Annotated in this window: 8 protein-coding genes; all 8 read right to left on the bottom strand. The window is 61.2% G+C overall.

The features are described from left to right. Window positions 1-141: helix-turn-helix domain-containing protein (locus BHD07_RS27710; protein ID WP_338283444.1), on the bottom strand; the 141-nt coding region annotated here is incomplete at its 3' end. Between the two features lie 627 nt (window positions 142-768). Beyond that, a complete protein-coding gene (locus tag BHD07_RS27705) occupies window positions 769-1,152 on the bottom strand; it encodes a VOC family protein (protein ID WP_338283906.1) in 384 nt (127 codons plus the stop codon). Window positions 1,153-1,300: 148 nt separating this feature from the next. Continuing rightward, on the bottom strand, window positions 1,301-1,801 hold the full coding sequence (locus BHD07_RS27700; RefSeq protein ID WP_338283905.1) for a GNAT family N-acetyltransferase: 501 nt from the start codon (window positions 1,799-1,801) through the stop codon (window positions 1,301-1,303). Between the two features lie 2 nt (window positions 1,802-1,803). Then, window positions 1,804-2,934 carry an ABC transporter ATP-binding protein gene (locus tag BHD07_RS27695; protein WP_100670380.1) on the bottom strand — a complete coding sequence of 377 codons (1,131 nt, stop codon included), beginning with the start codon at window positions 2,932-2,934 and terminating at the stop codon, window positions 1,804-1,806. 88 nt (window positions 2,935-3,022) lie between these two features. Further along, window positions 3,023-4,252 carry an ABC transporter substrate-binding protein gene (locus BHD07_RS27690; RefSeq protein ID WP_100670382.1) on the bottom strand — a complete coding sequence of 410 codons (1,230 nt, stop codon included), beginning with the start codon at window positions 4,250-4,252 and terminating at the stop codon, window positions 3,023-3,025. Between the two features lie 29 nt (window positions 4,253-4,281). After that, window positions 4,282-5,139: a carbohydrate ABC transporter permease gene (locus BHD07_RS27685; RefSeq protein ID WP_100670384.1), complete on the bottom strand. Its 858-nt coding sequence runs from the start codon at window positions 5,137-5,139 to the stop codon at window positions 4,282-4,284. Beyond that, window positions 5,136-6,020 (bottom strand): carbohydrate ABC transporter permease, encoded by an 885-nt coding sequence (locus BHD07_RS27680; RefSeq protein WP_100670386.1) that lies wholly within the window; start codon window positions 6,018-6,020, stop codon window positions 5,136-5,138. Before BHD07_RS27680 ends, BHD07_RS27685 begins: the two co-directional genes overlap by 4 nt. A gap of 12 nt (window positions 6,021-6,032) precedes the next feature. Continuing rightward, the gene (locus BHD07_RS27675) at window positions 6,033-7,193 is read right to left on the bottom strand and encodes a Gfo/Idh/MocA family protein (RefSeq protein ID WP_338283904.1); all 1,161 of its coding nucleotides are present in this window, start codon (window positions 7,191-7,193) and stop codon (window positions 6,033-6,035) included. Window positions 7,194-7,287: the final 94 nt, after the last annotated feature.

Raw genomic sequence — 7,287 nt, 5'->3', positions numbered from 1 at the left:
CCACCGCGCCAGCCATTTATAGCCCACATCGGCACTGATCCCGAACCGCCGGCACAGCTCCCGGCGGTTCGCACCCTCCGCCAGCGCCAGCCGCACAAATTCCTGCCTCTCTCCCATAACCGACACCTCTTTCCACGGCATGGACAACCTCCTCTCGAAGCCGATCCATGCCAGTATGAACGTGTCAGCCATCTCCCCGAACACCTGTCAGTCATGTGTCCGGGCTATACAACGAGCACAGGGATGAGGGTAGAGAGGGTGCGGTCCCTCGGCGCGCTTCATAAACCGTGAAGATAGTGAGGCGGCGCGGAAGGTCCCGGGTCACGCCGCTATACAGCGTCCCGCTTCGCTTCGATGTAGTAGCCGCACATCCCGGTCCCTCATTCCTGTGCTTGTCACAGGAATCCAGCCAGACCAAGTCCTTGGGCTGAAAGAGGTCTTCCCGCGCCGCAGACGCGGCGCTGCTCTCATCCCTGTGACGAGCACAGGGATAAGGGGAGGAAAGATTGCAGCCCTCCGAATAGTTTTCCTATAGCGTCGCGCCTTCCGAGACACGCAAAGGTCGCTGTAGCACTTTGAGCTGCTGCATGTTTTTGTCCATTGATCGGCTACGATCAAAGGAAACATGCAGTGGGCGCACCGTGCCATTCGCCCTCTCGACAGGGACGGTGGATACGGCATCTTTCGGGCGCACGTAGCTTCTAAGGCTATAGCGTGTCACTGTTTCACAGGAACAGTGAACCGCTCTCGACTCGGAACCTGCAGCGGTCAGCGAGCCGCTGGCTGAAACAGCTCCACCATATTGCCGGAGGGATCGATCAGCAGTATCTGCGATCCGCCGGGTCCGGTCACGACGTCGTTGCGAAACCTGACGCCGGCGACGCGCAGGCGCTCGACCTCGACAGTCAGGTCGTCGACGATGAGATGAATCCGGTTCCAGCCGCCCGGCGAAGGACGTTCGCCGTCCGGCATCGGCCGTCCCGCAGAGCTCAACGGGCCGCTCAGCAACAGCCGCAGGGCACCCCGCCTGACATCCGCGAAAGCGGGAGCGTGGTTGGAGAGAAGCGAAAAGCCGAGATACTTCGTGTACCATTCGACCGCAGCCTCGACGTCGTCCACCATATAACGCACGTTGACGGTTGTATCCGACATTCCCGCCTCCCGATCCGAGTTCACCAAAACAGCCCAAATACGCTACCGATTTTCGCGCGATTACTGGCGACGTCAATGTCCCTTTCGCGGCTGCTGGTCCCCACCTCGTGCGGCGAGGGGGCGGCCCGCACGTGAGACGGGCCGGCACTCAATCGGCGATGCGTTTCACCATGATGACATCGTCGATCTCCCGGCCCTCGTGAAGAAAACCGCCTGGAATGCGGCCGGCTACCGAAAAGCCCTCGCGATGGTAAAATCGGATCGCCGTCGGGTTGTCTGCGCTGACGGCAAGCTCCAGCTGTTTGATGCCCTCATTTCGTGCGTAATCCGCGACAGCATCCAGAAGCCGCCTCGCGAGCCCGGTTCCGCGCAGTTCCCGGCGCAAATAGACCATAACGAGCGTCGCGCGATGCGCCATCTTGCTGGCGCTCTGACGCATCAGGCCCATGATGCCGACTGGGACATCGTCCTGGAAGGCAACGAAGACGGGGTTGCCGACGGTTCTGCGCCGCCACTCCTCGTCCGGCAGCTTTTCCCAATCTTCGGCGCTGCTGGCAAAGGAGGCCGGCTCCGTCCGAAGCGCCTCCAGCCGAATGCTGCGGAAGGTCGCGACATCATCGATAACAAGCAGTCTGATCGTCGTGCTCACGATCACGCCGCCGGGTCGAAGAGGGCCATGTCGATGTCGGTCATCTCGACCCGGCGCTCGAAGGCGACTCCGTTCTCGTCGAAGAGATGGCAGTCGGCGGCGCGGATGCCGGTCCTGATCGTTTCCTCCGCACGGATCGCGAGCGTTCCCGGCAGCATGGCGCAATAGTTCTCGCCCTCCCCGTCGAGCGCCACATAGGCCACGGTGTGAGCGCCGAGGCGCTCGATTACCGATGGGGTGACCGTCAGCGTCAGATCGGCGGCACCCATCTGGATGTGCTCCGGCCGGACTCCGAGCGTCAGGGATCGGCCGGCCATGCCTGCGCGGGGCATGACCGGCACAAGGACCGTCTGCCCCTTGTAGTCCACTTCCACGCCGGCCTCCGTGACGCCGGTGCAGATGACCGGCAGGAAATTCATCTTCGGGTGCCCGATGAAGCCGGCGACGAATATATTGGCGGGCTTGTGATAGAGCTCGAGCGGCGCTCCCGTCTGGGCGATCTCACCGGCATTCAGCACGACGATCCGGTCCGCCATCGTCATCGCCTCGACCTGGTCGTGCGTGACGTAGATCATCGTCGCCTTCAATTGGCGGTGAAGTTTCGCAAGCTCGATGCGCATGTCGGCCCGCAATGCCGCGTCGAGGTTCGAAAGAGGCTCGTCGAAGAGGAAGATCTTCGGCTCGCGCACGATCGCCCGCCCGATTGCCACACGCTGGCGCTGGCCGCCTGAAAGCATGCCGGGCTTCTGCTCCAGCCGCTGGTCGAGATGCAATATGCGGGCGGCATGCTCGACCTTCGCCTTCAGTTTCTCCTCGGGCATTTTCTCGACCCTGAGCGGAAAGGCGATATTCTCGAACACGCTCATATGCGGGTAGAGTGCATAGGACTGGAAGACCATGGCGATGCCCCGCCTGACCGGCGGCAGATCGTTGACGCGCTTCCCGTCGATGACGATGTCGCCGGCGGTCGTCTCGTCAAGCCCCGCGATCATTCTGAGCAACGTGGACTTGCCGCAGCCGGAGGGTCCGACAAAGACCACGAATTCGCCATTCCCGACTTCGAGCTCGATGCTCTTCAGCACCTCGTAGGTGCCGTAGAATTTCTGAACCTTGTTGAGAGTGAGCTGTCCCAATAATCTGTCTCCGGCCACCGGCGCAGCGGCATAGCCGCCAATAGGGAAGGCGGGACCGCCGAGCCGAGGCCCTGCGGTCCCGGCGGGTTTATTTGTACTGTTCGAGGTCGGCGGCCGCCTTCTTCAGGGCATCCGCCGGCTCGGCATTGCCGGTCACCACCGACTGGACCATCTCGATCATCGTGTTCTGGAAACCTTTGAAGTCCTTGAAGAGCGGCTCCGGACCACCATAGGCTATCCCGTCGATAAACGGCTTCCAGGACGGATCGGCCTTGACGAATTCGTCCACCTTCGGAGACGGCCGAAGCGGCGTCAGACCTGCACCGCCCTGCAACTCGTACTCGCCCTGCGGGCCGGGAGAGGTGATGAACTTGGCGAACTCGATCGCTTTCTCCTCGACACCCGTATCCTTGAACACCACAAGGCTGTCGGTGATCAGCAGGGTGCCTTCACCCTTGGCCGAAGGGCCGAGCGGCAGCGGCGCTACACCCCAATTGACCTTCGTTTCCTTCAGTCGGGCGGCAGCCCCGGAGCCCGACTGGATCATGCCGACTTTCCCGTCAAGGAAGATGGCGCGGATTTCATTCTGCTCGTAAGCCGTCGCCCCTTCGACCGAATAGGGGGTGATGTCCTTGTAGGCCTGCAGGGCGGCAAGGACTTCCGGGCTGTCGATGACGATATTGTCGCCGTCGATGACCTTGCCGTTATTGGTGTAAACCCAGTGCATGAACTGGTGCATGGTGTTGTCGAAGGTCTTGGCCGGAAGTCCGTAGCCCGCAATACCGGTCTTTTCCTTGATCTGCTTGGCGAAGGCGATCTCTTCGGCCCAGGTTTTGGGCGGTACTTCCGGATCAAGACCGGCCTGTTTGAAAAGGTCCTTGTTCCAGTAGAGCGCCTTGGTGGAAAACGCGATAGGGACGCCCCACTGCGTTCCCTCGAATGTCACCGTGTCGACGATATTCGGATAGTAGCCTTTTTTCTCGTCCTCCGTCATCGGGACCGGAACGATCAATTCGTTCTCGGCGAACTCCTTGAGCGCGCGCGATCCGACATAGGCCATGCCGACCGGCGTCCCGGCCACGGCAAGCGTCGTCGCCTTGTCCTGACACTGGGCCCAGCCGACGACTTCGGGCGTGACCTTCCAGCCGGGATTCTTCCCCTCCCATTCCTTGATGTATTTCTCGTGGATAGGATCGATCGTGTCGCCGCAATAGATCCAGCTGATCTCCTGGTCCGCGGCCTGTGCGGCGACGCTGCCGAGAGCGGTCGATCCGAGCAGCGCAAGCGTGAAAAAGGTAGCTTTGCAAGCAATAGTCACTGATGAAACTCCCCTGTTTTAATGGTTGCTTATTGTTTCACCGCGCCGGCGGTCAGACCGCTGACGAGATAGCGTTGAAGGAAGAAGATCACGATCACGGCCGGAGCGATGCCGACGAAGCTCGCCGCCATGAGCTCATTCCAGACCACCTCCTGCCGGCCGAAATAGGCGAAAAGGCCCACGGGCAGCGGCATGTACTCGCTCTTTGAGTTGAAGGTCAGCGCGAAAATGAACTGCTGGGCATAGGAGCCGATGAAGGTCGTGATTGCCACAACGGTGATACCCGGCATGGCGATCGGCAGGATCACCCGGCGAAGCGTGTAGAAATGGCTCGCACCGTCGACGAAGGCTGCCTCGTCCAGCTCGCGCGGGATGCGCATCATGTAGGTGCGCAGAAGCCAGATAGCAGAGGGGATCAGGAAGGCAACACCCGGCACGATCATGGCAAAATAGGTATTCAGCACGCCGAAGCTGCGCATCAGCCGAAAGAGGGGGATGAGCAGCACGGCGCCCGAGAACATGTTGACCGCCAGGAAAGCGGCAAGCAGCGCCCCGCTGCCACGGAACCTGAAGCGCGCAAAGGCATAGGCCGCCGGCACCACCAGCACCAGCACGACGGCTGTCACGATGATGGAAATGAAGAAGGAGTTGAAGATATAGCGGGCGAAGCCCGGCACGCTCACCCACATGGTGCGATAGGCTTCGAAGGAGCCGTCCTCGGGCCAGAAGCGGTAGGGAGAGGAAAAAAGGCGGCTCAGCGGCTTCAGAGATACGAGGAAGCCTTCGACGAAAGGCGCGAGGATGAAAGTGAGGAAGACGAAGATGCCCGCATAGATGCCGACGAGCTCGTACCAGCGATAGCGGTTGATCATTGCCGGCTGGCTCATCGGCTTTCTCCCGTGGCAAGACGGTGCGTGACACGGAAATAGGCGATGCAGAAGATCGACAGGAAGATGCAGATCAGCACGGCGCGCGCCGCGCCCTCCCCGTACTTCTTCGAACCGATCGCGGTCCGGTAGGTGTCGATGATCATCGTCGTCGTGTCGCCGTTCGGCCCGCCCTGGGTCAGGATCCAGATGATGTCGAACGAGTTGAAGGTGGCGATCAGCGACAGCATCGACATGGTGATCATCGACGGCACGAGGAGCGGCAGGGTGATGCGGCGAAAGCGATAGAAGCGCCCTGCTCCGTCGGTCCAGGCCGCCTCGTAGAGATCCTGCGGGATCGCCTGCATCGAGGCGAGCATGTAGAGCGTTACGAGGGGCACGCCGATCCAGACGTCGGTGACGATGGTCGCCCAGAAAGCGGTGGAGCCATGCGCCAGGAAGGCGACCGGGCCGTCCACAAGCCCCCAGTTCTGGAGCATACCGGAGATCATCCCGAACTGGCCGTTATACATCCAGCCCCACATGAAGATGCCGATCGCCATGGGCACGATCCACGGCGGCATGGTGAGCAGGCGAAAAAGCGCCCGCCCGGGGACCGCGGCGTTCAGCATCACGGCGCCGAATGTGCCGATGATCATCTTGATCGTGACCGAGAAGGCGGTCCAGACGAAGGTGCGGAGGATCACTTCCGCGAAGGTGGCGTTGAAGATCTTGTCGTAATTGGCTGTGCCGATCCAATTGGTCGTCTTCTTCAGCGAGGCATCGGTGAAGGACAGGACGAAGGTATCGACCAGCGGATAGGCGACGATAACCGTCACGTAGAAAACGGCCGGAAGCAGCAGGATCCAGGCGAAGATGATCGTGCTGCGCCGAACGCTCATCCCCTCCCCCTCTCAAGCCGCACGGGCATGCAGGGCTTCGTCGAAGCGGTCCCAGAGGGGCCGAAGATCGACGACTGTCCGTTTCATCCGCGCCTCATCCATGGACAGCGCCAGTATGCCCGCTTCCAGCGCGTCGAGCGGCGAGACCGGCAGGGGACCGCCATCCCGCACATGCGCGATGATCTCGGCCGCCATCTGCTCGTCGGCGCCGTAGTGTTGCGAAAGCGCCGTCTCCTTGGCGTAGCGCTTCTCGACGACCTTCCTGCCCGACAGCACCTCGTGCACGTCCAGATAGCCGCGAATGAAGTCGCCCTCCGCCATGCCGCGCGATCCGACGACGCAGAAGCGGCGGAACTGGTCCGGCACGTTGAGGTTGGTGTGGAAGTTCATCGCGACGCCGTTGGCATATTCGACGATGGCGACCTGATAGTCGATGATGTCGCCGTCACTGTCGAAGACCTTGTCGGAACCGAGCCAGCCGCTCGGCTTGCGGTGGAAGAGCTGCAGGTCGTTGACGCCGTCGCGACTGGGGTCATTGGCCGGAATGAAGCTCTTGCGGCCGCCGAAACTGGCGACGCGTTCCGGCCGCGCGCCGACCACGCCATTGTAGAGATCGAGATCGTGACAGCATTTCTCGAGCATGAAGCTTCCGGCATAACGGCCGTAGCGGCGCCAGTCGCGCATGAAGAATGCGCCGTGATAGGGCTCTATGTGCTCGGCGGCCTCGATCGAAACCACGTGACCGAGCGTTCCCGCGGCTTGCGCAGCGCGCAGGTCACGATAGAGCGGCGCATAACGCAGCACGAGACCGACCATCAGCCGGTCGGGCCCGTGTTTCGAAAGCAGCGCCGCAAGTTCCAGGCTCTGCTCTATCGTGCTGACGATCGGCTTCTCGCAGAAGACCTTGATACCGGCCTCGAGACCGATGCGGATATGATCGAGATGCATGTGGTTCGGCGAGCCGATCATCAGGAGATCGAGCTTTTCGCCGGCGATCAGCTCTTCAGGCGTGGCGTAGGCCCTGCCGGCGGAAATGCCTTTTTCGGTAAGCGTGGCAAGGCCGGCTGGTTCGGGATCAACATATCCCGCGATCTCGAAGGCTTCGTCGATCGCCTTGAAGACATAGCCCAGATACCCCAGACGGAATCCGAGTCCGATTATCCCGACTTTCATGCTCGCGCTGTTCCCTTGTCTCGGCGTAATTATTTTTCGTAGACTGGGACAGATTTTTCACCTCGTCAATAAAAAATCGGAATTTGCGGCAGAT

The sequence above is a fragment of the Sinorhizobium sp. KGO-5 genome (genome assembly GCF_036245905.1).
Lineage (GTDB): Bacteria > Pseudomonadota > Alphaproteobacteria > Rhizobiales > Rhizobiaceae > Sinorhizobium > Sinorhizobium meliloti_A.
This window is presented reverse-complemented; position numbering and strand designations above follow the sequence as displayed.

Excerpts from the sequence above, each read along its gene's own strand:
- BHD07_RS27680 (WP_100670386.1), bottom strand. The coding sequence starts at position 6,020 with ATGAGCGTTCGGCGCAGCACGATCATCTTCGCCTGGATCCTGCTGCTT.
- BHD07_RS27705 (WP_338283906.1), bottom strand. The coding sequence starts at position 1,152 with ATGTCGGATACAACCGTCAACGTGCGTTATATGGTGGACGACGTCGAG.
- BHD07_RS27675 (WP_338283904.1), bottom strand. The coding sequence starts at position 7,193 with ATGAAAGTCGGGATAATCGGACTCGGATTCCGTCTGGGGTATCTGGGC.
- BHD07_RS27685 (WP_100670384.1), bottom strand. The coding sequence starts at position 5,139 with ATGAGCCAGCCGGCAATGATCAACCGCTATCGCTGGTACGAGCTCGTC.